Source organism: Marinobacter oulmenensis, from assembly GCF_014201735.1.
Lineage (GTDB): Bacteria > Pseudomonadota > Gammaproteobacteria > Pseudomonadales > Oleiphilaceae > Marinobacter > Marinobacter oulmenensis.
Genome location: NZ_JACHFE010000013.1, coordinates 1 through 21,978, shown reverse-complemented (window position 1 = coordinate 21,978; position 21,978 = coordinate 1). Strand labels below are relative to the sequence as shown.

Genomic DNA, 21,978 nt, shown 5'->3' with positions numbered 1-21,978 from the left:
AACTCTGGGCTATATTTTCTGCGTCTGGACATGAACACTCCTTTGGCACATTGTGCCTCTTTTTAGGAATGTCCGCAGTAACGGGGTAGAACCCACCAAAGTGGGTTGTCGGCAAATTTTTCAAAGCCGTAAAACGCTGCGTAACCGAGCCGACCACCAAGTATCACGCCAACGACACAGTAAAAAATCAGTGTTTCAATAGCTTCGTTACTCAAACCCAACCGATGCGCCCGTCGACGACCCAGCCACCATGCGGCAAGAAAGCCAACAAGGTACATCAGTCCGTACCAATGTATTTGTAGAGGGCCCAGTGAAATAGCTATTGGATCGATTTGTGGATACTCAAGCATGAATTTTCTGCTTCCTGTGTCGGGGAACACGCGTGGCTCTCAACGCGTCGGCGGAGAATCACAGATCATCCATTCGGCCTATCTGTCGAGCCAGGCGCATAGACTCATTCTTTTCCATATCCAATAGCCCTCCCAGCAACTCACGGGCCTCTGGAATTTCTGCTTTTTCCCAAAGATTTCTATACAGATCCATCACTTGCTCATGAAAATCCATAACCTCGCGGTAGATCCCCTGAAAATCCTGTTTGGCGTAGGGTTCGTCACAGGTACGGTGAGTTTCTATCGGGTTATGTTTCAGATAATCGTAAACCCGAGTTTCAAGCGTATTGCTTGCACTTTGGTGTTCAAACTCATCGACAATCCGGGCCAGCTCTGACTCATGGGATGAAAGATACTCCAGCAATGCCGTTGCCCTCTCCTCTTCATGACGTGTTGCACAATGCCCCAGACACTCAGCAAGGTTCTTATGCAAGTCTCTGGTCCACTCGATCAATTCACCGAAGGTTCTGATGTCCATACCGGATTTGCTCTCGTTAGGTTCAGTATTCTATGGAGTTAATCACAGCAGCCTGAATTCAAACTGAATGAACCGGCCAGGTCTGAGAGAACTTTGATCTGAATCCATGAACCGACCAACAGTCGGAAGAAAACGTTTGGCCATGCTTGACGTGTGAGCTACTCAAGAGTTTTATAGTCAGACAAAGTTTAGTAATGAAGATGCCAACCCGAGCCAGGAAGCAGCGATGCCCACTAGCCCATTTATCACAGCACTACTAAGCATTCTGCTGTTGATTGGCGGCCCCAATCAGGGGCTCGCTGGCGTGGTAAGTGGCAAAACCGATAGCACACCCATCAACGCGAGTGACTGCAACGGAGCCGCCCACTCCCAAGCTGACGCCTCACGTATAAACCATTCTGGAATGCCTGAAGGTTGTGATGTCTCTGAGCAAGAACATTGTCGCCTGGCGGCACCTCACTGCGCCTCCCTGTCTATTCTCGGCATAATTACCAGAACACCAGCGCCCGCCATTGAACCCACAGCCGGAGCCAACGTGATTCCAGCTTGGGCCACGTACCACAGCCATACTCCCGACGTCCTGACACCCCCACCTGACGCTCTCTCCTGATCCTGATGCAGTTTTACGCCGAGTCAGAAGGCTTGGTGAACCGAATATCCGTTCATATTTACAGGCAGTGTTGGCAACACCGAGTTATGCCGGTATGCCTGTCAGGAGATCACTATGAAAACCAGAAACAAGACAATCATCGCAGGTTCGGCAGCTCTGGCCATTGGTGCAATTGCTGTTGGGTTCAAACTCCAGGCCTCAGAGCCAGCCACCGAAACTGCTGCCTCCGGTTCGACGGCTCACACCATTACTGTATATAAGAGCCCAAGCTGCTCCTGTTGTGCAGGCTGGGCAGAACATCTTGAACGCAACGGTTTTGATGTGAATGTCGAGGACACCAACAACATCAACGAAATTAAAATGAAACACGAAGTGCCGCGTGAAATGGCCTCTTGCCACACAGCGCTCATTGATGATCTGGTGATTGAGGGGCATGTGCCGGCTGCCGATATTGTCGCCTACCTGGAAAATCCCCAGTTCAATACGGTTGGACTTTCAGTACCTGGCATGGTCCAGGGCAGCCCCGGTATGGAAACGGGCACGAAGCAGGACTATCAGGTGATTGCCTTCCGTGCCAACGGCCAGCAAAGCGTGTTCCGCGAACATAAAGACTACTGATGTCGGCCCCAGCTACCGGGAAAGTCACTGATTTCGGAGTTCTTGAATGCCAGATCTTGCAACCTGGGGCATTCTGGCCGCTTTCTTCGGCGGTCTGGTGTCCTTTTTCTCACCTTGTACTCTCCCGCTCGTGCCGGGCTACTTGTCGGTCGTTACTGGTGGAGCGGTGACTGAGGCCTCGAATCGGCTGAAAGCATTTTGGCTGAGCGTCTGTTTTGTGCTCGGGTTCAGCGTGGTTTTCGTCGCGCTGGGCGCGAGCGCCAGTCTTCTGGGCCAGTGGCTGATGGCCTACCGGCAGGAAGCTAACCTGGTAGCCGGCGTGCTGATTATCCTTATGGGCCTGTTCATGCTGGGCTGGTGGAGCATGCCGGCACTTCAGCGCGACTGGCGAATGGGGCAGACGCTCGAAGGCGGACGGCCGACAGCGGCCTTCGTACTGGGTCTGGCGTTTGCCATCGGCTGGACGCCTTGCATTGGCCCCATACTCGGAGCCATATTGGCGCTCAGCTCCACTCACGCCAACGCTGAAACAGGAATGCTGTATCTTGCGGTGTATTCGCTCGGGCTGGCACTGCCCTTCCTCGGAACGGCAATGTTTATCGAGCATTTTAGGGAGCGCATGCGGTGGTTCAGTCGCTGGAGCCGGTTATTGAGGGCTCTGGCGGGCCTGGCGCTTGTCATCATGGGCGTGATGGTAATGACCGGCCAGATGACACGCTTCGCTTCGTGGATGTTGTCGGCCTTCCCAGTCCTCAGAGAACTTGGTTAACAACGAAAGAGTCTCCCGGCTACGTCTAGCGGGAGACTGCTGTGGCTTCCAGTTGGGGACAGAGCAACGCGATATACCACTTCTCCAATGAATTAGAAATTCAGTGCTTGGGCCCGCCAAGCTTAACCACTCTCAAGCGCAGTGCATTCACAATCACACTGACCGAAGACAGCGACATTGCCGCCGCTGCGAAGATTGGCGACAGCAGTATACCGAAAAACGGATACAGAACCCCTGCGGCAATGGGAACGCCGGCGGAGTTGTATATAAAGGCAAAGAACAGGTTCTGCCGGATATTGCGCATGGTCGCCAGGGACAACCGGCGTGCTTCCACAATGCCCATAAGATCGCCCCTCAACAGGGTGATGCCGGCACTTTCAATGGCCACATCGGTGCCGGTGCCCATGGCCACGCCAACATCCGCGGTCGCCAGGGCGGGCGCATCGTTCACGCCGTCTCCGGCCATCACTACGATGCGGCCTTCGTCTTTCAGGCGCTGAACGATCTTGCCTTTGTCTTCCGGGAGGACTTCCGCTTCTACTTCATCGATATGCAGTTTGCGGGCAACTGCCTCTGCCGAGGTGCGATTGTCGCCAGTCAGCATGACCACCCGGATGCCGTCTTCCTGCAGGGCGGAGATGGCCGCTTCCGTCGTCTCTTTGACCGGATCGGCGATGGCGAGCAAACCGCAGATTTTCCCCTCCACTGCCACGAAAATCACGGTGGCCCCGTCCTCGCGGAGTTGGTCGGCTTCCTCTTCCGATTCCGCCGTATCGACGTTTTCGGATTCCATCAGCAGGCGGTTACCAATCAGTACCTGTCGGCCATCAATTTTGCCCGTTACCCCTTTGCCGTTAGGGGAATCAAAGTCTTCAGCGTCCGGTAGCTTCAGCTCCATGGCCTTGGCTTTATCGAGAATGGCGTGGGCCAGCGGGTGCTCGCTACCCTTCTCCAGGCCTCCGGCAAACCGCATCAGTTCTTCCTCGCTGAACCCTTCCGAGGGAACAAGCTTGGTCACCTGGGGCTTGCCTTCGGTCAATGTACCGGTTTTGTCCACCACCACAGTGTCGACTTTTTCCATGCGTTCCAGGGCTTCGGCATCGCGGATCAGAACACCGCTTTGGGCGCCCCGCCCGACACCGACCATAATGGACATGGGCGTAGCCAGACCCAGGGCACAGGGGCAGGCAATAATCAGAACACTCACCGCCGCAATCAGGCCGAAGGCCATCGGCGGTGTTGGCCCGAAGAAGGACCAGGCAATAAAGGCAACAACGGCAATGACGATTACCGCTGGCACAAAGTAACTCGCCACCTTGTCTGCCAGGCCCTGGATGGGCGCGCGACTGCGCTGGGCGCTGGCCACCATCTGCACAATCTGAGACAGCATGGTATCCCGGCCAACCTTGTCGGCCCGCATGATGAAGCTACCCTGCTGGTTGATGCTGCCACCGATCACCTGATCACCGGATTTCTTGCTGACGGCCAGTGGCTCCCCCGTCACCATGGATTCATCCACGTTGGAGCTGCCTTCCAGTAGCTCGCCATCCAACGGCACCTTGTCCCCCGGGCGGACGCGCAGGCGGTCGCCAACCTTGACCTGATCCAGTGACACATCCGATTCGCCGCCGTCATCATCCAGCTTGCGTGCCGTGGCGGGCGCCAGGTCGAGCAGAGCTTTAATGGCGCCGGAGGTTTTCTCCCGGGCTCGCAATTCCAGCACCTGCCCCAGCAACACCAATACGACAATGACCGCTGCGGCCTCGAAATACACGGCAACGGAGCCATCTTCCTGCCGAAAAGCATCCGGAAAGATTTGAGGGGCCAGTGTGGCCACCAGGCTGTAGATCAACGCCACGCCGGTACCGATGGAGATCAGCGTGAACATGTTCAGGTTACGGCTGACCACCGATTTCCAGCCCCGGACAAAGAAGGGCCAGCCACACCAGGCCACCACGGGGGTGGCGAGGACCAGTTGAATCCAGTTGGAGGTTTGTGGCGCCACGATATGATCGAGCCCGGTCAAGTGGCCGCCCATTTCAAGGATCAATACCGGTAGAGACAGCACCAGGCCAATCCAGAAGCGGCGGGTCATATCCGTGAGTTCTTCGGAGGGGCCGTCATCCAGGCTCACTTCCTCGGGTTCCAGAGCCATGCCACAGATAGGACAATCCCCGGGGCCTTGCTGGCGAATCTCCGGATGCATTGGGCAGGTGTACATAGTGCCTGGTGCTACAGGCTCCTCCCGCTTCTGCTCCTCGCCGAGATATTGTTCCGGGTTTTCGTCAAACCGCGATTGGCAGCGTGATGAGCAGAAGTACCAGGTTTTACCGTCATGCCGACTGCGATGCTCCGCCGTGTGCGGATCCACCGACATGCCACAGACCGGGTCCTTGACCGTGTGTTCGCCGGATTCCTCATGGTTGTGATGGTCGTGGTGATGCGCGTGTTCGTGTTCAGCCATTACGGTCTCCGGTCTTGTCTGCGGGCCATTCCGCAAATGCGAGAAAGTAGAGTAAAGCGAGGTTGATAACAGGTATCAGTATCAGAACACCCAGCCAGCCCGGATACCCCGTGCGCTGGCAAATACGCCAGGCTGGTATGACGGCAACAATGGCAAGCACCAGCATCCAGAGCCAGTGCCCTGCCCACATGGTGTTACCGAACATATGACCTTCCATCATGTGACGAATCTCCGTTCCGTTGACTGGTTTCAGTGGTGGTGATGATGAGAGTGCCCACCTTCTGGCGGCTCAATCCCGGCCGATCTCTTCAGAAAAATCTGTTCCCCAACTGCGATCACAATCATGGCGCCAACCGCTACGCCGATGACAAACGGGTCAGTATTCAGTTTGACCCAGACAAAGCCCCCGAGTGCGAGTAAATCCAGCAAAATGGCGGTGGCTGGTACCCATACGTTGGCCTTTATGTCTTTGCGTAGATAGCGCAGCACCCCCCAATGAATGGCAATATCCATAATCAGGTAGAACACGATGCCCAACGCCGCAATTCGCGAAAGGTCAAAGAACGCCGTCAGAATGATCCCCAGCACCACAGTGTAGACCAGAGTGTGCTTCTGGATGCTGCCTGGCATGCCGAAGTGCCGGTGGGGAACCAGCTTCATTTCGGTCAGCATGGCCAGCATACGCGAGACGGCAAAAATGCTGGCCAGAATGCCGCCGGCCGTGGCCATCATGGCAATGGCGACGGTAAACCAGACGGCATACTCTCCCAGTGCCGGACGCGCGGCAGCGGCAAGAGAATAATCCTGAGTCTCGATAATTTCAGCCAGAGACAGATTGCTGGCGACGGCAAATCCGACCAGGGTGTAGATCACCACGCAGGCCGCAATAGAAATAATAATGGCTCGCCCGACGTTCCGCTTAGGGTCTATTACTTCGGAGCCGCTGTTGGTAATGGTGGTGAAGCCCTTGAAGGCCAGTATTCCCAGTGCCGTCGCACCGAGGAAGTTGCCCATGGTTCCGGCCTCTCCAGGGCTAGAGAAATCGACCGAAATGCTGTCGGCGACCCAGACACCCACCAACCCGAAGATCAGGATGCCCCCGATTTTCAGAATACCGATGAAGGAGGCTACACCCTGAATCATTCGATTGCCCAGAAGGTTAATCAGAAAGGCTGCAATGATCAGGGACACCCCGAGAATGGGCACCATTCGCCCACTTTCGTCGCCACCAAAAAGCTGCATGGTGTAGGAGCCGAAGGTGCGCGCCAGAAAGCTCTGGGCAATTACCATGGAAAAATACATCAGCAAGGCGTTGAACGCGGTCGGTAGCCGGTTTCCGTAGGCCTTGTGCAAGTACATGCCAATGCCACCGGCTGACGGATAGGCATTGGAAATCTTGATGTAGGAATAAGCGCTGAAGCTGACAATTACGGCGGCCGCCAGGAACGACAGCGGGAACAGAACACCTGTCATCTGGGCCATCTGGCCGGTCAACGCAAAAATACCGGCGCCAATCATGACGCCGGTTCCCAACATAACGGTTCCTGGCAGAGTGAGGCTGCCTTCCTGATAGCGAGTGGTTCTGTCCTGCTCGTCGCGCATTCAACCTCCGGTTGGTCTGGTGTCTATTTACGTTTCATAGGTGGAATTTTCGAACAGCAAAACGGCTCATGTTTGGCATTGGCTCGAACGTTCTCATCGGTAAATCGGTACCAGGCCAGTTTCCTTCGGGTCCACCACCCGCTTTTCAGCCGGCCCCCGCGGGCCGTTATCAGTTCCACCAGCTCATCGGTAGACCAGTGAGTGCCGTCGTAAATGACATGCAGTTTGTTGCCGGATTTTCGCTCTGCGAAATCAACGCAGGGATGATAAGTAAGCTCCTGGATGAAATCCTTCCACTGACTTTCATCAAGATCTTTGACCGTCAGCTTCCTGCTTAGCAGAAAGCCCTCCTGGCTTGTTGCTTTGTGTGCTTTGGTCATGAAGTTGAACCTCTTCGCCTGGTTATCTTCCCCACCATCACAACATCTCAACCTGAATCACTACTGAAAAAGGCCAGGGAAATTAACCCTGGCCCGCTAAAAGCGGAATCAGAAAGCGATGCGTGCGCCGATTACGGCAAACCAGTCTTCCGTGCTGCCACTCTCGGCCTCAGCAATATCGGCGGTATCACCATACTTACGCTCATGCACCACACCAATGTAGGGCGAGAAAGCGCGATCGACCAGGTCATAACTCAGGCGCAGACCGGTTTCGGTGGAAACCAGCCCCTTGCCAACGCCGATTTCCCGGTCTTCGCTGAACGCCACGGTGGCATCCACCGCGGCGGACAGAATCCAGTAGTTGGTCAGCAACAACTCGTATTCAGCATCCAGCCCGGCGGATGTGTCGCCTTCCTCGTTTACATAAAGGTTGGCATCAATCTCGAACCATTGCGGCGCCAGGCCGGTTATGCCAAGAACGGCATAGGTGCGGTCTGGACCCTCGGGCGTGTCGAACCGGACACCGGCCTTGGCGTCAAAGAAGTCGGAAATCGGAACCTGCGCGACCAACTGGTTTTCCAGCCCCTCGTAGGCCTGCTCCTCAATGGCGTATTCCCCTTTGGTCAGCCACCGGACTTTCAGATCATCAGTTCCGTAGAAAAAGTCCGCGCTCCAGACGCCTAGCTCCTCATCGTCATCACTGTACCGATATTCAAGCTCCTCGAACTGCACTCCCCAAGAGGTCAGAGCCTGCTTCCGGGAGGTGGTGTCGGCAATCATTTCCTGAGCGGCCACAGCGGTTGGAAAAACCATCGAACCGAGCAGGCTGACGGTTATCAAAGATCGAATACGGCTCATGCATCACCTCCTTCTTCAATCGCAACGTCTGTCTTTGCCTGAGTCGAATCCGGGCCGCCCTCTACTATCACCTTGCGGAACATACCGGCTGCTGCGTGATAAGACAGATGACAATGGAACGCCCACTGCCCCGGCGCATCAACTTCGGTTTCCATGTACACGGTGGTGCCTGGCTGAACGCTGACGGTGTGCTTGATGGGGTTCCATTTGCCCGCGCCGACATCCAGGATCGACCACATGCCATGGAGATGCATGGGGTGCGTCATCATGGTTTCATTCACGAATTTGAAACGAACGCGCTCGCCATATTGCAGACGAATCGGGTCTGCATCTTCGTATTTCACGCCATTGATGCTCCAGGTGTAACGCTCCATATTGCCGGTCAGCCGCAGCTCGATTTCCCGGGTTGGCTCGCGCTCTTCATAGAGAGGTTTCTGGGCTTTCAGGTCTGCGTACGACAGGAACTTACCGTCATTGGCAGCAACCGGCATGATGCCACTGCCCTTCGCGTAAAACGGATCACTCGGCTGGCCGTCATCACCGCCCATCTTGGAATGATCCATACCGTCCATGGAGCCATGGTCCATGTCCTTCATTTTGGAGTCGTCCATATTTTCCATGGAAGAATGGTCCATATCTTCAGACGCAGCCATGTCCCCGTGGTCCATGTCTCCATGATCCATTCCCGGCATGCCGGCCATGTCTGCCATGGTGAGCCGTGCCGGATCACGCATCGGAGGTATGGGTGCTTCCATGCCTTCTTCCGGAGCCAGCGTAGCCCTGGCAAACCCCGAACGGCCCATGGACTCGGCAAAGATGGTGTACGCCTGCTCATCTCTGGGGTGAACAATCACGTCATAGGTTTCGGCGACACCGATGCGGAACTCATCCACGTTGACCGGCTGCACGTTATTGCCGTCGGCCTGGATAACCGTCATATCCAGCCCAGGAATCCGGACATCGAAATACGTCATGGCCGATGAGTTAATGAACCGCAGCCGAACGCGCTCACCGGGCTCAAACAGGCCGGTCCAGTTCTGTGCCGGCCCCTTGCCGTTGATCATGCCGGTAAAGCCCTGAACATCTTCAACATCCGCTTTCATCATGCGCATGTCGCCCCAGGCCATACGATCCTTGATGGTGTCCATCAAACCGTTGCTGGAGGCGTCCGAGAAGAACTCCCCCACAGTCTGCTGCTGTCGATTGTAGTAATCCGGCATCATCTTCAGGTTCCGCATGATGCGATCACCGGAATGGGGATGCTTGTCGGTCAGTTGGATCACGTATTCCCGGTCATACCGGAACGGCTCCCGCCCTTCTGGTTCGATAACGATGGCCCCGAAGGCACCGTCGGGCTCCTGAAAACCGGAATGGCTGTGAAACCAGTAAGTTCCGGCCTGGGTTATCGGGAATTCATAGGTGAAAGTCTCTCCCGGTTGAATGCCGGGAAAGCTGATACCGGGCACGCCATCCTGCTCGAACGGAAGAATCAGTCCGTGCCAGTGGATAGATGTCGCCTCATCGAGGTTGTTGGTTACATTAATCCTGACATCCTCGCCTTCCTTGAAACGCAGGACCGGCCCCGGGGATTTTCCGTTGTAGCCGATACCCTCTTTCACAAAATCACCGGTATCGATTTCCACCCGGTCGACCGTGAGATTGTATTCTCCGGCCAGCACCAAAGCCGGCATTAACAGGCTCAACAGCCCCGTCAGCAGACGTACTTTCATGGGCTTTACTCCAAAACAACACTGCATTAAGTCCGGATTGGCGATGCTCTCTCCAATCCGGAAAACTACTTTTTTATCAACAACCTGAATTACTTGAAGTTAATCTCGCCATACATGCCGGCCTGATAGTGGCCGGGCACGTTGCAGGCAAACTCGACATTGCCCTTATCGGAAAACGTCCAGACCACCTCCTGGCTCTCACCCGGCTCCAGCAATACGCTATTCGGGTCGTCATGCTTCATGGAATGGCCATTGCCCATATCCATGTCCATCATGTCGTGGTGAATCTGCCCTCCCTGAATAACACCATGCTCAACCATCATTTTCATTTCCTTCTGATGGGCGTCGTGCATGCCGGGAGTGCCAATATTGAATTCGTGAACGAGGTTGCCTTTGTTCTCCACAACAAAGCGCACTGTTTCGCCGGGTTCTACGTCAATCATTTCCGGCTCGTAGTAGTTGTCATACATTTCAACGTTGATGGTTCGGCTCGCCTGGGAAGCCTTGCCGGGCTCGCCGCTTGCCATACCATGGCCATGGCCGTCGGCTCCGGCTGCAAACGTGGCTGCGGGCATCGACATTACCGCCGCAATAACCAGAAATTTTGATGCATTCATCCCGTCTTCTCCTGTGAAATAATGTGTGCTGGAACGCCAGCTGGCTGCTCTGAAAATTGAGCAATGCCAAGAAACCATTGCTACCATCTCGCACGAACCTGAATTCTTTCTGAAAAAATCAAAGTATTTGCCGTTCAGGCTGAATTCAGGTTGATCAACGACACTGGGGATATACCCTCACCCCCGAAAAGGACAGACTCATGCGTTTACTGCTCGTCGAAGATGATCGTTTGCTGGCTGATGGGCTGAGTGGTCAGTTGGAGAAAGCGGGATTCAGTGTTGATACAACCTACACCGCCAGGGAAGCCTTGATTCTGGGTGAGCAGGAAGACTATCGGGTGGCTGTTCTGGATCTGGGGCTGCCGGATGGTAATGGTCTGGACGTACTGAGAAAGTGGCGTATTAGCCATGTCAGCTATCCGGTTCTGATTCTGACAGCAAGGGGGGACTGGCAGGACAAGGTCAATGGCCTGAAGGCCGGCGCAGACGACTATCTGGCCAAGCCTTTTCAGACGGAAGAATTGATTGCCCGCCTCAACGCCATCGTGCGCCGAAGCGAAGGCCGGGTTCATTCCACAGTGACAGCGGGCCGCTTTGAGTTAGACGAGAATCGCCAGAGCCTGAAGCTCAATGATGGCACCGAACATAGCCTGACCGGCACCGAATTCCGGCTATTACGCTGCCTGATGAGCCGCCCCGGCCATGTTTTTTCAAAGGAACAGCTGATGGAGCAACTCTACAATCTGAACGAAAGCCCGAGTGACAATGTTATTGAGGCCTACATTCGAAGGCTAAGAAAGCTGGTGGGCAATGACACCATCTCGACACGGCGCGGCCAGGGGTACCTGTTCAATGACGGTGTTTAGAAAACCGGCGTCCGTCAAGGGAGCCCTGCTCGCTCTGTTATTGCCGGCCGGTATCGGCCTGATGGCACTGGCCTGGCTGGTCCACGGTCTGTTGCTGGACCGCATGGCGCGGGAGTTTGTTGAAAGCAGGCTCCAGGACGAAGTTGCGTTTCTTGAACATCAGATTCGCGATTCCGACGGCAAGCTGGACACGCTGCAGACCGGAGATTATTTCCAGGACGTGTTTCATCACGCTTTTGCCATACACTCGCCCTCCCGGACCATCATTTCGCCGAAGGCCTGGGAACCTTTGTTGATGCCTCTGGTTGAGTCGGGCCAGGATGGCACGCTTCGGGTTCATGGCTCCGACATAGCTGATGCACCTTCGGATATTCTTGCCTACCGCCAGTCATTTCGCGTGGGTGATACCCCCATCGTTGTTATCGTTTCCGAAGATCTCAGTGCGCTGAAGCGCAGCCAGTCAGAGCTGCATGCCTGGACTGCGATTGTGTCTATTTTACTGATTCTTCTGCTGGTTTCGGTGATTTGGCTTGGCATCAATCTGTCACTGAGGCCCGTTGTGACCCTAAAGGCAGCGTTAAGGCGGCTGCAGGATGGTGAGATTTCACGTATCGATGTCGAGGCCCCGGAAGAATTTCGCCCACTTGTGCAGCAGTTGAACCAGTTGCTCGACTCTCTGGACCAGCGCCTTGAGCGCTCCCGGGATGCCCTGGCCAACCTGTCCCACAGCGTAAAGACACCCATCGCGGCAGTCCGGCAGATTCTGGAGGACGAAGGCCGCCCGCTCGACAATGATCTGAGGCATCAGATGGCGGTCCGCCTTGACGACATCGACAAACAACTGGACGCGGAAATGCGCCGAAGCCGCTTTGCCGGGCCTCAGGTGGGGAAAAGCGCTTACCCGTTAAAACAGGCGAGAGATTTGCTCTGGATGCTGGGCCGTCTGTATCCGGAAAAGTCTTTTGAGCTGTCCAGCCCGCTCGCGGAGGAAAGTCGTTGGCCAATTGAAGAGCAAGACCTGAACGAGATACTGGGCAACCTGCTCGACAACGCAGGCAAATGGTCGTCACAGTGTGTAGAGCTCTCACTGGAGCAAGGCAACGGTGTCGCGCGAATAGTGGTCGCCGATGATGGACCTGGCGTTGAAAAAAGCGAGGTGGCGAATCTCGGGCAGCGTGGCTTGAGGCTGGACCAGCAAATGCCCGGACACGGGCTGGGGCTTGCCATTGTCCGGGAAATCGTCACTCGTTATGGGGGTGATATCAGCTTTATGACTGGCTCCAGTGCCGGCCTGCGAGTGGTGATTGAATTTTAAATCCGGCTCGGTTTCGAGTGCCACCGGTGTGACGGTGCTTAAATGACTGATGAGTAAACGGCTCCGGCACGGTCGGGAACTGCTGGAAAGCACATCACTGTCTGTGGAGGCCATCGCTGAAAAGATCGGTTCCACACGGCCACGCCGTTCCGGCAGCACTTCAAGCAGCGTCACCATGGGCCCTCGGGACTGGCGCAAGACGTTTGGTGAGGAGGCCTAATGTGAGGCCGCGTATTTCTGCCGAAAACAAAAAAAGAGGTTAGATCCGAGTGACCGGAACCCGGTCACTCGGATCCGCTCACCCTGCGATAGATCGAGCGGCTTTAAGGTTTTCCCTCAGCCCGGACACAATAGAAGAAGAGACCGCATCTTCAGGTGCGCTACTGGGATAAAATTCTTCAATTACCTGACTCATCTCATCCTCATCATACTCAAACAGTGTATTCCCAAATCCCTTGGCCGCCGCCGCATCAAGCGCCGCCTGGTCAATGCCCTCCTCTGCCACCTTTTTGGCTGTTTCTTTTGCCTCCGCCACCGCCTCCTGCAATGACACCCCTTCCTTGATCACCAAATCCACATAGAAAATAGGCGTTCGATGGCTCTGTGTCGTGCTTTTGCCCCGCAGCTTCAGTTCCAGCGGCATGTAAGCCAGCAAACCGCCGGACACCGCCTGGTAATAACTCAGCCGGGCCGCAAGCGTCCGAATGCTGTTGTAACCGGTTGTGCGGAAGATGAAGGTGCCGAGATCATCGTCGTCACCGATCTTCACGTTCAGACGGCCGTAGGGCTTGCACAGCCCTCCTTTGCCGAACTCGCACAACGTTGGCCCAGGGCATGGCAATGACTGCACGCCTGATTGCGTCAGGCGCTTGCAGGTATCGCCGTTCCCAACGCACATGGGCCGTCCGCTTTTGCGGTCGAACATGGTGTATTCAGCCCGCAGGTTGAGATCCGCGTCATTGAACAGCATGCGTACCGGAATGGTTCGCAGCTTGTTGTTGGGCGCGTCTTTTCTCAGCTCTTCGTCCAGGGGGTGCAGTACCCAGCCATCCTTTTCCTGGATTTGGGAGGTGATGGTGAATTGATTGTCTTTTTGTGGCAGCCGGATGCCGTTTTTCTCAACAACCCGACCGATACTGATACGCCCCAACACCGGAGGCGTGATGGCTAACCCTTTAATCATGATGCTTCTCCTGAAAAAGGGCCACGGGGCACTCGTTACACCCGCGTGGCCAAGGGGACATTAGGCATGGATCAGAAACCGGCGACTGCCCGGCTTGGTGAGGGGATACTGCTCCAGCAATTCCGGCTGGTCTTTCAGTAGCTGTTTGACGTTGAGCCCCACGGAATCCTTGCTCCGTTTCCAGCTCACGCTGCCACCCGGGAACTTGGCCTTGGAGGCCTCTCCCATGTGGCATTGAATGCGCTGCTTCAGGTGGGATTCAGTGGACTTGAGGGTTTCCATTTCAGAGCGAATCGCCAGCAGCTCGCTGAAAGCATCCGACAGCTCCTTGCTTTCGCTGAAGTCCAGGGTCTCGCCCTGGTCCTCGGGGTAGAGATGGCGCAGCGCGCGTTCTGCCGACGACGTGCCGTCCACCGGGGGTGGCGTATCCGTTTCCACGTAATCCCAGAACTGGCGCTCCAGCGTGATCAACGCTTCGATCAGCTCCTCATTTCGTTCGATTCGGAAGATCTTGAGTGACTGCCCACACAACAACACGCAGACATCGGCTGCCTGCTTGCCGGTGACTGCCAGTTGGTGCTGAACCTGGCACTGGATGTAGTCCGGCACACCCTCCTTCCAAAGACGAGCCCCAAACTCCCCAGCGGTTTTGCATTCCAGAACTTGCACTTCGTCATCGGCCACCACGGAATAATCCAGGTTGGCCAACATCCAGTGCTTGTCCGGATCAGGATGCTGCAGCACCGCATTCACTCGCCGGACCTTACGACCGGTTTGTCGGCTGTACTGCTCAGCCACAATGGGTTCCAGGATATGCCCCCAGTAGACCGGTGATTCCGGATCATCCGAGTCCGGTTTTGGCATGCCGGCATCTCGACCGGTTTTGACCATCCAGAGCTCCAGTTGAGACTGGTATGGGTTCATGCCCACCGCTGCCGCAGCATCACTGCTGCCAATGCCTTGTTTACGGACCCTCAGCCATTCGTCACGGCTGAGGCCTTTAGTTGAAACCAGTCGCAGTGCTGGCCGTTGCTTGGGGAGTACGTTTGCGCTCATGCCCATGGTGTTTTCCTCCAGACATAAAAAAGCCCACCAGAGCACGAGGCTCCGGTGGGCTTTATGGCGGTTTTAGGTGTGTGAGGCTGGCTTCAAGCCACAAGTGACATGGCCTGTTCGAGTGCGCGATTTTTGATGGAAGCGCCATTACCGAACCAGGCGGAATCCAGCCGGTGATCAACGGTTTTGGCGCGGCGTTGATGGTCAATGAACTCGGTGACTGCGTTCAGCAAGCCATAGGCAGTGCCGTCCGACGATGCCAATGTGGCGCCCATGCCCTCCCCTTCATATAAGGACAGAGCTTTGGCCATGGACCGCTCGTTGGTTTTGCCAACGCCGGTACCGGAATCGTCGGTGAACACCTTCAGAAAGTAATTCCTGGCCTCAGTGGTTTTCACTTTCCGCTCGCTCAGCGTTTTTAGGCGATACATGAAATCGTCCCAGGCGGAAACGGAAATACCGAGTTGCTTCTTCACCAGGTCTGCATCGAACGCCGTGTTGTGCTTCACCTTCACTGCATTGGCCGTGGAATCCTTCAAGGCCACAGCTAGGGTGTTGTTGCACACCACCCGAATACTGGTGAATTGGGCCGTAGTAGCCATGGTGCCATCACAGGCCGTGGCCAAAAGGACGTAGGCGTTGGTTTGGTCATTGCCCTTCAGGACGCCGGATTGACCGGTGCGAGCCAGCGCCCACATTTTCCGGCCGCCTTTCAGCACTCCCGCTGTTTCCAGTTCAAAGCCGGAGACCTCGGTCAGATCCCGATAGAACTCCAAGATCTCTTCGGGCTGAACCACCTTGAAGCGGTTACCGACGACCGACAGCGGCGCTTTGGTATCCGACCGGTAAAGCACTTTGGAATCCGGGTAGGACAGGATCTCGCCCAGCGGGCTTCCGGCATTAGTCACATAGCGAACGGGGCTTTCCTGAATCTGCCAGTCCAAGCCAGCCTGTCTAGCCCAGACTTCCAGTGGTTGGTTGGATGTCAGTTCATTCCCCAGGCCATGCCAAGGGGTTTGGCCAACGTAGGCCATTTGCTCGATCAGATGGGCCATGGGGTTACTCCTTTGGGAACTTGGAAATGGGGTTGTCGGTGGGTTCGTCTTCGGGCTCCGATTCTTTGCTGAAGGAATGGCCGCATTCCAGGCAGCGGTAGTTATCGAGCACCTGCTCATCCAGCACATCGCCCAGGATGATGCCAGCGGAGACACCGGTAACACCGCCCAACAAGCCGCCGATCACCGCGCCACCGATGCCACTGACCGGACCTGCCACGGCACCAACCATCGCGCCAGTTCGGGCGCCTGCAATGGCAGACGCATAGCCGCCATAAACGCCGGCTGCGGCGCCGACGACACCAGCGGCTTTCTTGCCATAGTTGTTCTTGCCAATCCGTTCAGACAGGCACTTGGGGCATTGTTCATTCATGGGAAATACCTCTGTGAATGGGAGGGAAGGCACCGTTGGTGCCTTGGTTCACAGAGGTGATATAGGTTTGAGATTATTTGGAATCGTAAGAAAGCTCACGTCCAGCAGTTTCGGGAGTAGCACGTTTTCACTTGTTACCGGCCCAGATCCCGTTGCATTTCCACGCCAAATCGTCTACTTCGACCAGTCAGTATGCCTTACTTGCAGCAGGATCAATTGCCAACTAGAAAGCCCGCAAGAAGATTGTGTCATTTGGAGCTGCCTGCCTGAAAATAAGGGCCGATATCTGTCAGTTAGCGACACTGATAGGCGCAGGGTTATTTCTGGCATGGAGCAACTGGGGGAACATGAGGCTGAGATTCCTAATGCGGGATTCAGCAGTTGCGTCCGCTCAGGCGCAAGCCTATCGTGAAGCCGATATGACCTGGACGGGAGTTCACCTGTGAATACCCAGCATGCCATGGCGGGAGGGGCACCGCGATTGCGTTTATTGATGCTCCTCGTGCTGTCGCTACTACTCACCGCCTGCGGTGATTCGCCGCCTCGCTATCAACCTCTGGCGCAGGACTCGGTGGTACTTGCATTCGGGGACAGCGTTACCCACGGCACCGGAGCCGGAAAGGGCGAAGACTTCCCCTCACTGCTGGCAAAATTAACCGGCTGGAAGGTCGTCAATGCCGGCGTGCCGGGTGACACCGCCAGTGAAGCCCGTGGACGCATCGCGGGATTGCTTCAGAAACATGAACCAGACCTGGTGATTGTGGAACTGGGCGGTAATGATTTTCTGCGGCGCCAGTCTGCCAGTCAGGTAAAGGAGCATCTTCGGGAAATCATTACCGCCGTTCGCCGGTCCGGAGCCGTCCCTGTGCTGGTAGCGGTACCAGAGTTCTCCTTGTTCAGCGCCAGTGTGGGCAGCCTCTCAGACTCGCCCATCTATGAGGAACTGGCCGAAGAAGAGCACATCCTGCTGATCGACGATATTTTCTCCGAGGTACTTTCTGACGAGGGCCTGCGGGCCGACCGGATTCACCCCAACGCTAGGGGCTATCGCAAGATGGCTGACGGCATTGCCGCGGCTCTCACTGAGGCGGGCCTGAAATCTCAGGTAGGCCCGTAAGAGAATGAGTTACAGACCTATTACGAAAACGAAGTGGCCAGAACTCCCGACGTAAATCACCATAATGTGGCCGCCGATTGTAACCATATCTTGGCCGCTTTGGTCGCAAAGCGAACATTCGAAGTGGTGCCCAGAGCGCCATCTTCCAGCCGTAAAAGGCCAGGGATTTCGTTGAGACCGAAACCCAGCTACTGCGCCGTTTTCACAAACTTCAGCCTATCAAACTCGCCAGTTACTACGCGTCTGTTAAGTAAAAGTATTTGAAGGCTTCTCGATCACTCTACCTTTAGATTTTGCTGGTATTGCAGCATTTGCTCCATCATCAGCTGCATTTGATCCATGCGCTCCTGCATCATCTGAATTTGTTGCTCGTTAGACAGACTACCACCATTCTTTGATTTACCGCCGCCGTTCATCATGTGCTGACCTCCCATCATGCCGTTTTGTCCACGCATCATGCCGGGGCCCATCATACCGTGATGCATAAAACCCATTTGCTCTTGCATCGCCTCCCTGTGTTCTCGCATCAATCGTTGCCGTTCTTGCGGTGAAGCTTCATCAGGAATGCGTTGCATCAGCTGGTTCATGTGAGACCAGTTCTGGTGCATCTGTTGCATTTGCTCCTGATCCATCATCATGCCAGGACCATGCCCTTGCCATGAGCCTTGATCACCATGCGCTAGCACGAATGCAGGAAAAACCAACAACGCAGCGGTTGCTGTAAGTCCTTTAAATGAAATCATAAAGTTTACCCTCGAAATAAAATTAGACGTCCACACCATCGCACTTATCATTGTAGATCTTTATCCAGACAAACGCCGATTTTGACGACTACTAGTGTAGATTAGTTATTGACCCTGTAGTGGCTACAGGGTTTTAAATTGCATCATTTGTACGAAAACCGGAGCCGAGAAAATGAGCAAACCCTGCAATGGGCAGTGTGGTAGTGAAGACTCTGTCGTAGATGACAAGTTTCAGGGACGCGCCACCGCCGAAACAGGTAGCCAGCTAAGCACCTACAAAATACCAAAAATGGATTGTCCCTCGGAAGAGCGAATGATTCGAATGGCACTGACTGGCGTTGAAAACATTCAGTCGCTGTCATTCGATTTATCGGGTCGTACATTGGAAATTATCCACCATGGAGAAACCGGTCCTATTACCAGCAAACTGGAAAACCTGGGCCTGGGTGCTTCCTTGCAGCGGACAGAAGACGCCAGCGCTGAATCCGTCAGAGCGGCTGAATCTTCTAAGGCCAACGAAAGCGAAGAATCCGGCACTTTATGGATACTGCTGGCAATCAACGGCCTGATGTTTCTGGTCGAGATGACGATGGGCCTGATCGCCCAGTCCGCTGGCCTGATTGCAGACTCGCTAGACATGCTTGCCGATGCCGCCGTCTACGGTCTCGCACTTTACGCCGTTGGGCACGGCATCAAAATGCAGGTCAGAGCGGCCCATGTGGCAGGCATCCTCCAGCTTATCCTTGCCGCTGGGGTATTGGTTGAAGTTAGCAGACGTTTTCTGTTCGGCAGTGATCCTCAGTCGTTAATGATGATGGCCGTCGCCTCTGTTGCTCTCATTGCGAATATCAGTTGCCTGCTCCTGATCGCAAAACACCGTGAAGGCGGTGCTCACATGAAAGCCAGCTGGATATTTTCAGCCAACGACGTGGTCATCAACCTGGGGGTAATACTTGCGGGGCTGCTCGTTGCCTGGACCGGGTCCAACTACCCAGATCTGATTATTGGCGGAATTGTCGGTGGCATCGTCTTGATGGGTGCCAAACGCATACTGGCACTGAAAGGCTGAACCTTTCGGGGGCAGGCGGTCGATTATCGGCTTGCCGTTGCCAATCTACGGGGAGTAAACATCAATGCACAGTGAACTGAAGCCATCCTATATTGCGGAGCTTGAGGCGACAGGCAGGGCGGAAGGCGCAGGCGATTTCCAGACAGCCTTCACCCATCTGGAACGTGCCCATATCCTCAGCCAGAAATATGCTCTGGCGCACGCTGCAACCCACTTACGGATGCTCAGACTGGGTTGGCGAACAAGAGACGTTCGTGAGGTGCTGGGGCAGTTGGCCCGAACCATTGCCGCCCTGGTCTTTTCCCGAATTTGGGTTCCGGTCGGAAACACCGGTCGTGCAAACGTCAGCGCGTTTGCACCCATGCCGGTGCCCGAGGATTTGGCAGTGGTGCTTTCGGAGGCGGAGGGAAGGCGTGACTAGAATGTTCGCTTTTGTTTAGCGACGGGAGGAGCCTGTAACCCGAGGGTGATCATCGAGCGGGGCTTGCAGCGTCTGAGGCATCCAAAGGGACCAAGGACACAAGTTACGCACCTAGATCTCAATACTCTCAGCTATCTCCAGAGCATCCTCGACCTCGACACCAAGGTACCGCACGGTGCTCGACATATTCGTGTGTCCCAACAGCAACTGAACGGCTCGAAGATTTTTGGTCTTCTTGTAAATCAATGTCGCTTTGCTACGTCTCATTGAATGGGTTGCGTAGACGGAAGGGTCAAGTCCAATGCTCGTAATCCACTTTTTGACAAGACGGGCGTATTGGTGAGTAGTGATATGGTCGAACTTTCGCATCCGGCTCGGCCACAAATAATCCATCCCTGAGAGTCCACGCAACTCGATCCATGCTTCGACCGATTCGCGCGTCTTTTTGGTTATCTCAAACTGAACAGGCTGACTGGTCTTCTGCTGGATGACTTGCGCCCGGTCCAGAACCTCACCGTTTCTGGAAATATCTCGAACCAATAGCTTTACCAGATCGCAGGATCGGAGTTTGCAGTCAATTGCCATGTTGAACATCGCCAGCTCGCGGATGTTCTTTGCTATCTCTAACCGAATACGGATAGCCCATATTTGTTCGAGTTTGAGCGGCAGCTTCTGGCCGACGAGCTTCCCTTTGTTCCAGGGAACTTTGCTGGTAGGAAACGTCATGACGTGGCCCTCTTCGGAGGGTAAGGGCCTTTAAGTATGGCTTAAAAGATTGTTCTCTGCTGGCCAACCTGGTCGCAAAGCGAACATTCGGATGGTGGGATACCGCCTTGAATAAGCAGATAGTTCGGAGCGGCGGCGTAAAAGTGTTCGCCTTGATTCACTGATTATTTATTCATGGACCCTAACAAATCACTCTCTACCTCAATGAATGCATCTTCTGCTCTCCTTCCATACTTTGAGATCACCTTTCCAATTACAATACTATCCAATGTGGCTTCATGCATAAGCAACATAGTAGTAACTACGTTAAGAGAGATAATTGTAGATTGCGCTGGTGTTGATAACCCTATATTACTTGGACCTGAAAGTATTATATCTTCCTCCGACAGAAGTCCTAGATTATTCAGAACACCTGAAGGATTTCCATGAACATTAGCACTGGCAGCTCTATAATATGGCCTATTATGATCTAGCTCGACTGATGCCTCTATATCCTTAAAAGTTGGCCTTTTGATTTTTAAGGCACTGGCTGCCCATCCATAATCATGCCTGAAGCTTTGACCATGTTTATATAATAGCGTTTCGTAATCTTCTTTCATACTATCGATTTGTTCTTGAGAGATTGGCTCTGCGCCAATTCGAGCATAGTAATAATTGTATTGGATAGCTGCTTTATAGGTATCAATGGCCTCATGTTCGATATATTGTTCTGCCACACTCGATCCATGATCTGAGACAAAGGTCGCAATTACCGCAATCTCATGGAGCGTTCGCCACCTTGCCTGCGCTCCATTTGATAAACCATATTTTAACAAAGTTAGAATTTCTTTAGAGATTTGTATCGCTTTAGCGTGAAGCCTAATCAATAGATCTTGAACAACATCGTCTTCAGAGTTTTCATGAACTCTTTCAACACGCCTTTGTGCAGATTCGTCAGCAATAACGATCAACCCTTGCAGAAGCCCCAGTGGTTGCCCCCATTTGGCATCTATATCATCGCTAATGTTTTGATACATATCCTCCTGATCTTCCAGCATTCCCGTCAACCGACCCTCAAGAGTTTTGAGTACTGACTCAGAAACGCTATCACTCAAATTATCGACCACGTTTTGCATGGTCTCGTCTATATTCTCAAGTAACTTTTGGAGTTTATGGGACAGTCCTTCAAAAGCCTCTTTAAGCTTTTTCTTTATCTCTTCTTCAGAAAGTCCAGTTCCTTCAATCTGGCTATCATCGAAATCGAAACTCAAGGTTCCACTGCGCAACTTTGAAAATTGTTCTTCCAAATCGGTCCGCTGTTCATCCGTGAGTTCAATTTTTAACTCTTTAAGGTCATGTTCAAGAATTCGCACTGCTAACTTCTCGGAGCGGAAAATTTTCTCTATCTGCTCGTCAAATAGCTCCTGAAGTCCAAGCATTAGTTCTCTCCATAACTCCTATTGCATAACGAGGCTGTAGAAAAACCCACTTCGGAGTCCAGCCTACCGCCCCTTTGTTCGTTTATTCACCCGGCCAGCAATCCGCTTGGCCGTCGTCATG

Annotated in this window: 24 protein-coding genes; 8 read left to right on the top strand and 16 right to left on the bottom strand. The window is 54.2% G+C overall.

Translation table 11 applies throughout. The features are described from left to right. Positions 1-62: 62 nt before the first annotated feature. Together HNR38_RS16950 and HNR38_RS16945 are read right to left on the bottom strand one after the other, a co-directional pair. Entirely contained in the window at positions 63-350 is a 288-nt protein-coding gene (locus HNR38_RS16950; protein ID WP_246362790.1) for a prolipoprotein diacylglyceryl transferase family protein, read from the bottom strand. Positions 351-408: 58 nt separating this feature from the next. Continuing rightward, positions 409-867: an ATPase gene (locus HNR38_RS16945; RefSeq protein ID WP_183706541.1), complete on the bottom strand. Its 459-nt coding sequence runs from the start codon at positions 865-867 to the stop codon at positions 409-411. 724 nt (positions 868-1,591) lie between these two features. On the opposite strand from HNR38_RS16945, the gene HNR38_RS16940 reads away from it, so the two are divergent. Next, a complete protein-coding gene (locus HNR38_RS16940) occupies positions 1,592-2,095 on the top strand; it encodes a DUF411 domain-containing protein (protein ID WP_183706539.1) in 504 nt (167 codons plus the stop codon). Positions 2,096-2,141: 46 nt separating this feature from the next. Continuing rightward, positions 2,142-2,864 (top strand): cytochrome c biogenesis CcdA family protein, encoded by a 723-nt coding sequence (locus HNR38_RS16935; protein WP_183706537.1) that lies wholly within the window; start codon positions 2,142-2,144, stop codon positions 2,862-2,864. Positions 2,865-2,964: 100 nt separating this feature from the next. Here the strand turns inward: HNR38_RS16935 and HNR38_RS16930 are convergent, their stop codons facing one another. The 7 genes from HNR38_RS16930 to HNR38_RS16900 all read right to left on the bottom strand — a co-directional run bounded on the left by HNR38_RS16930 (position 2,965) and on the right by HNR38_RS16900 (position 10,515). Beyond that, positions 2,965-5,328, bottom strand: coding sequence for a heavy metal translocating P-type ATPase (locus tag HNR38_RS16930; protein ID WP_183706535.1), 2,364 nt, complete (start codon positions 5,326-5,328; stop codon positions 2,965-2,967). Continuing rightward, positions 5,321-5,548: a hypothetical protein gene (locus HNR38_RS16925; protein ID WP_183706534.1), complete on the bottom strand. Its 228-nt coding sequence runs from the start codon at positions 5,546-5,548 to the stop codon at positions 5,321-5,323. The genes HNR38_RS16930 and HNR38_RS16925 overlap by 8 nt, the downstream gene beginning before the upstream one ends. Before the next feature lie 29 nt (positions 5,549-5,577). After that, positions 5,578-6,930, bottom strand: coding sequence for an APC family permease (locus tag HNR38_RS16920; protein ID WP_183706532.1), 1,353 nt, complete (start codon positions 6,928-6,930; stop codon positions 5,578-5,580). Between the two features lie 23 nt (positions 6,931-6,953). Next, positions 6,954-7,310, bottom strand: a complete 357-nt coding sequence (locus HNR38_RS16915; protein WP_183706530.1) for a hypothetical protein — start codon at positions 7,308-7,310, stop codon at positions 6,954-6,956. Positions 7,311-7,418: 108 nt separating this feature from the next. Beyond that, positions 7,419-8,168: a copper resistance protein B gene (locus HNR38_RS16910; RefSeq protein WP_091702074.1), complete on the bottom strand. Its 750-nt coding sequence runs from the start codon at positions 8,166-8,168 to the stop codon at positions 7,419-7,421. Beyond that, on the bottom strand, positions 8,165-9,898 hold the full coding sequence (locus HNR38_RS16905) for a copper resistance system multicopper oxidase (protein ID WP_183706528.1): 1,734 nt from the start codon (positions 9,896-9,898) through the stop codon (positions 8,165-8,167). The genes HNR38_RS16910 and HNR38_RS16905 overlap by 4 nt, the downstream gene beginning before the upstream one ends. 89 nt (positions 9,899-9,987) lie before the next feature. Continuing rightward, positions 9,988-10,515 (bottom strand): cupredoxin domain-containing protein, encoded by a 528-nt coding sequence (locus HNR38_RS16900; protein ID WP_183706526.1) that lies wholly within the window; start codon positions 10,513-10,515, stop codon positions 9,988-9,990. A gap of 200 nt (positions 10,516-10,715) precedes the next feature. On the opposite strand from HNR38_RS16900, the gene HNR38_RS16895 reads away from it, so the two are divergent. Genes HNR38_RS16895 through HNR38_RS16885 form a run of 3 tightly spaced genes read left to right on the top strand, consistent with a single transcriptional unit; the run spans position 10,716 to position 12,916 of the window. Beyond that, positions 10,716-11,381, top strand: coding sequence for a response regulator transcription factor (locus tag HNR38_RS16895; RefSeq protein ID WP_183706524.1), 666 nt, complete (start codon positions 10,716-10,718; stop codon positions 11,379-11,381). After that, on the top strand, positions 11,368-12,696 hold the full coding sequence (locus tag HNR38_RS16890; RefSeq protein WP_183706522.1) for a sensor histidine kinase: 1,329 nt from the start codon (positions 11,368-11,370) through the stop codon (positions 12,694-12,696). The genes HNR38_RS16895 and HNR38_RS16890 overlap by 14 nt, the downstream gene beginning before the upstream one ends. A gap of 49 nt (positions 12,697-12,745) precedes the next feature. After that, positions 12,746-12,916 carry a hypothetical protein gene (locus HNR38_RS16885; protein ID WP_221275884.1) on the top strand — a complete coding sequence of 57 codons (171 nt, stop codon included), beginning with the start codon at positions 12,746-12,748 and terminating at the stop codon, positions 12,914-12,916. Between the two features lie 78 nt (positions 12,917-12,994). Here HNR38_RS16885 and HNR38_RS16880 read toward each other — a convergent pair whose 3' ends face one another. The 4 genes from HNR38_RS16880 to HNR38_RS16865 all read right to left on the bottom strand — a co-directional run bounded on the left by HNR38_RS16880 (position 12,995) and on the right by HNR38_RS16865 (position 16,363). Next, positions 12,995-13,879: a recombination directionality factor gene (locus HNR38_RS16880; protein ID WP_183706520.1), complete on the bottom strand. Its 885-nt coding sequence runs from the start codon at positions 13,877-13,879 to the stop codon at positions 12,995-12,997. A gap of 60 nt (positions 13,880-13,939) precedes the next feature. Then, on the bottom strand, positions 13,940-14,941 hold the full coding sequence (locus tag HNR38_RS16875; protein ID WP_183706518.1) for a YqaJ viral recombinase family nuclease: 1,002 nt from the start codon (positions 14,939-14,941) through the stop codon (positions 13,940-13,942). An 86-nt stretch (positions 14,942-15,027) separates the two neighbouring features. Next, a complete protein-coding gene (locus tag HNR38_RS16870) occupies positions 15,028-15,990 on the bottom strand; it encodes a DUF932 domain-containing protein (protein WP_183706516.1) in 963 nt (320 codons plus the stop codon). 4 nt (positions 15,991-15,994) lie between these two features. Further along, positions 15,995-16,363 (bottom strand): hypothetical protein, encoded by a 369-nt coding sequence (locus HNR38_RS16865; protein WP_183706514.1) that lies wholly within the window; start codon positions 16,361-16,363, stop codon positions 15,995-15,997. A gap of 442 nt (positions 16,364-16,805) precedes the next feature. On the opposite strand from HNR38_RS16865, the gene HNR38_RS16860 reads away from it, so the two are divergent. Next, positions 16,806-17,480 (top strand): arylesterase, encoded by a 675-nt coding sequence (locus HNR38_RS16860; RefSeq protein ID WP_221275883.1) that lies wholly within the window; start codon positions 16,806-16,808, stop codon positions 17,478-17,480. A gap of 275 nt (positions 17,481-17,755) precedes the next feature. Here the strand turns inward: HNR38_RS16860 and HNR38_RS16855 are convergent, their stop codons facing one another. Continuing rightward, positions 17,756-18,223 (bottom strand): hypothetical protein, encoded by a 468-nt coding sequence (locus HNR38_RS16855; RefSeq protein ID WP_041343552.1) that lies wholly within the window; start codon positions 18,221-18,223, stop codon positions 17,756-17,758. A gap of 172 nt (positions 18,224-18,395) precedes the next feature. Here HNR38_RS16855 and HNR38_RS16850 point away from each other — a divergent pair, with 172 nt between their 5' ends. Together HNR38_RS16850 and HNR38_RS16845 are read left to right on the top strand one after the other, a co-directional pair. Continuing rightward, positions 18,396-19,292: a cation efflux transmembrane domain-containing protein gene (locus tag HNR38_RS16850; protein WP_014420764.1), complete on the top strand. Its 897-nt coding sequence runs from the start codon at positions 18,396-18,398 to the stop codon at positions 19,290-19,292. 64 nt (positions 19,293-19,356) lie between these two features. Continuing rightward, positions 19,357-19,713, top strand: coding sequence for a DUF3703 domain-containing protein (locus tag HNR38_RS16845; RefSeq protein WP_183706512.1), 357 nt, complete (start codon positions 19,357-19,359; stop codon positions 19,711-19,713). A 111-nt stretch (positions 19,714-19,824) separates the two neighbouring features. Here the strand turns inward: HNR38_RS16845 and HNR38_RS16840 are convergent, their stop codons facing one another. Both HNR38_RS16840 and HNR38_RS16835 read right to left on the bottom strand, forming a co-directional pair. After that, positions 19,825-20,439: a tyrosine-type recombinase/integrase gene (locus tag HNR38_RS16840; RefSeq protein ID WP_011786646.1), complete on the bottom strand. Its 615-nt coding sequence runs from the start codon at positions 20,437-20,439 to the stop codon at positions 19,825-19,827. Between the two features lie 164 nt (positions 20,440-20,603). Next, positions 20,604-21,857 (bottom strand): DUF5677 domain-containing protein, encoded by a 1,254-nt coding sequence (locus HNR38_RS16835; RefSeq protein WP_183706510.1) that lies wholly within the window; start codon positions 21,855-21,857, stop codon positions 20,604-20,606. Positions 21,858-21,978: the final 121 nt, after the last annotated feature.

What these genes read in the sequence shown, in the direction of transcription:
- HNR38_RS16935 (WP_183706537.1), top strand. Translation starts at nt 2,142, where the DNA reads ATGCCAGATCTTGCAACCTGGGGCATTCTGGCCGCTTTCTTCGGCGGT.
- HNR38_RS16885 (WP_221275884.1), top strand. Translation starts at nt 12,746, where the DNA reads ATGAGTAAACGGCTCCGGCACGGTCGGGAACTGCTGGAAAGCACATCA.
- HNR38_RS16865 (WP_183706514.1), bottom strand. Translation starts at nt 16,363, where the DNA reads ATGAATGAACAATGCCCCAAGTGCCTGTCTGAACGGATTGGCAAGAAC.
- HNR38_RS16880 (WP_183706520.1), bottom strand. Translation starts at nt 13,879, where the DNA reads ATGATTAAAGGGTTAGCCATCACGCCTCCGGTGTTGGGGCGTATCAGT.
- HNR38_RS16915 (WP_183706530.1), bottom strand. Translation starts at nt 7,310, where the DNA reads ATGACCAAAGCACACAAAGCAACAAGCCAGGAGGGCTTTCTGCTAAGC.
- HNR38_RS16895 (WP_183706524.1), top strand. Translation starts at nt 10,716, where the DNA reads ATGCGTTTACTGCTCGTCGAAGATGATCGTTTGCTGGCTGATGGGCTG.
- HNR38_RS16870 (WP_183706516.1), bottom strand. Translation starts at nt 15,990, where the DNA reads ATGGCCCATCTGATCGAGCAAATGGCCTACGTTGGCCAAACCCCTTGG.
- HNR38_RS16890 (WP_183706522.1), top strand. Translation starts at nt 11,368, where the DNA reads ATGACGGTGTTTAGAAAACCGGCGTCCGTCAAGGGAGCCCTGCTCGCT.
- HNR38_RS16950 (WP_246362790.1), bottom strand. Translation starts at nt 350, where the DNA reads ATGCTTGAGTATCCACAAATCGATCCAATAGCTATTTCACTGGGCCCT.
- HNR38_RS16855 (WP_041343552.1), bottom strand. Translation starts at nt 18,223, where the DNA reads ATGATTTCATTTAAAGGACTTACAGCAACCGCTGCGTTGTTGGTTTTT.
- HNR38_RS16840 (WP_011786646.1), bottom strand. Translation starts at nt 20,439, where the DNA reads ATGACGTTTCCTACCAGCAAAGTTCCCTGGAACAAAGGGAAGCTCGTC.
- HNR38_RS16850 (WP_014420764.1), top strand. Translation starts at nt 18,396, where the DNA reads ATGAGCAAACCCTGCAATGGGCAGTGTGGTAGTGAAGACTCTGTCGTA.
- HNR38_RS16925 (WP_183706534.1), bottom strand. Translation starts at nt 5,548, where the DNA reads ATGATGGAAGGTCATATGTTCGGTAACACCATGTGGGCAGGGCACTGG.
- HNR38_RS16845 (WP_183706512.1), top strand. Translation starts at nt 19,357, where the DNA reads ATGCACAGTGAACTGAAGCCATCCTATATTGCGGAGCTTGAGGCGACA.
- HNR38_RS16905 (WP_183706528.1), bottom strand. Translation starts at nt 9,898, where the DNA reads ATGAAAGTACGTCTGCTGACGGGGCTGTTGAGCCTGTTAATGCCGGCT.
- HNR38_RS16875 (WP_183706518.1), bottom strand. Translation starts at nt 14,941, where the DNA reads ATGGGCATGAGCGCAAACGTACTCCCCAAGCAACGGCCAGCACTGCGA.
- HNR38_RS16920 (WP_183706532.1), bottom strand. Translation starts at nt 6,930, where the DNA reads ATGCGCGACGAGCAGGACAGAACCACTCGCTATCAGGAAGGCAGCCTC.
- HNR38_RS16900 (WP_183706526.1), bottom strand. Translation starts at nt 10,515, where the DNA reads ATGAATGCATCAAAATTTCTGGTTATTGCGGCGGTAATGTCGATGCCC.
- HNR38_RS16835 (WP_183706510.1), bottom strand. Translation starts at nt 21,857, where the DNA reads ATGCTTGGACTTCAGGAGCTATTTGACGAGCAGATAGAGAAAATTTTC.
- HNR38_RS16940 (WP_183706539.1), top strand. Translation starts at nt 1,592, where the DNA reads ATGAAAACCAGAAACAAGACAATCATCGCAGGTTCGGCAGCTCTGGCC.
- HNR38_RS16945 (WP_183706541.1), bottom strand. Translation starts at nt 867, where the DNA reads ATGGACATCAGAACCTTCGGTGAATTGATCGAGTGGACCAGAGACTTG.
- HNR38_RS16930 (WP_183706535.1), bottom strand. Translation starts at nt 5,328, where the DNA reads ATGGCTGAACACGAACACGCGCATCACCACGACCATCACAACCATGAG.
- HNR38_RS16910 (WP_091702074.1), bottom strand. Translation starts at nt 8,168, where the DNA reads ATGAGCCGTATTCGATCTTTGATAACCGTCAGCCTGCTCGGTTCGATG.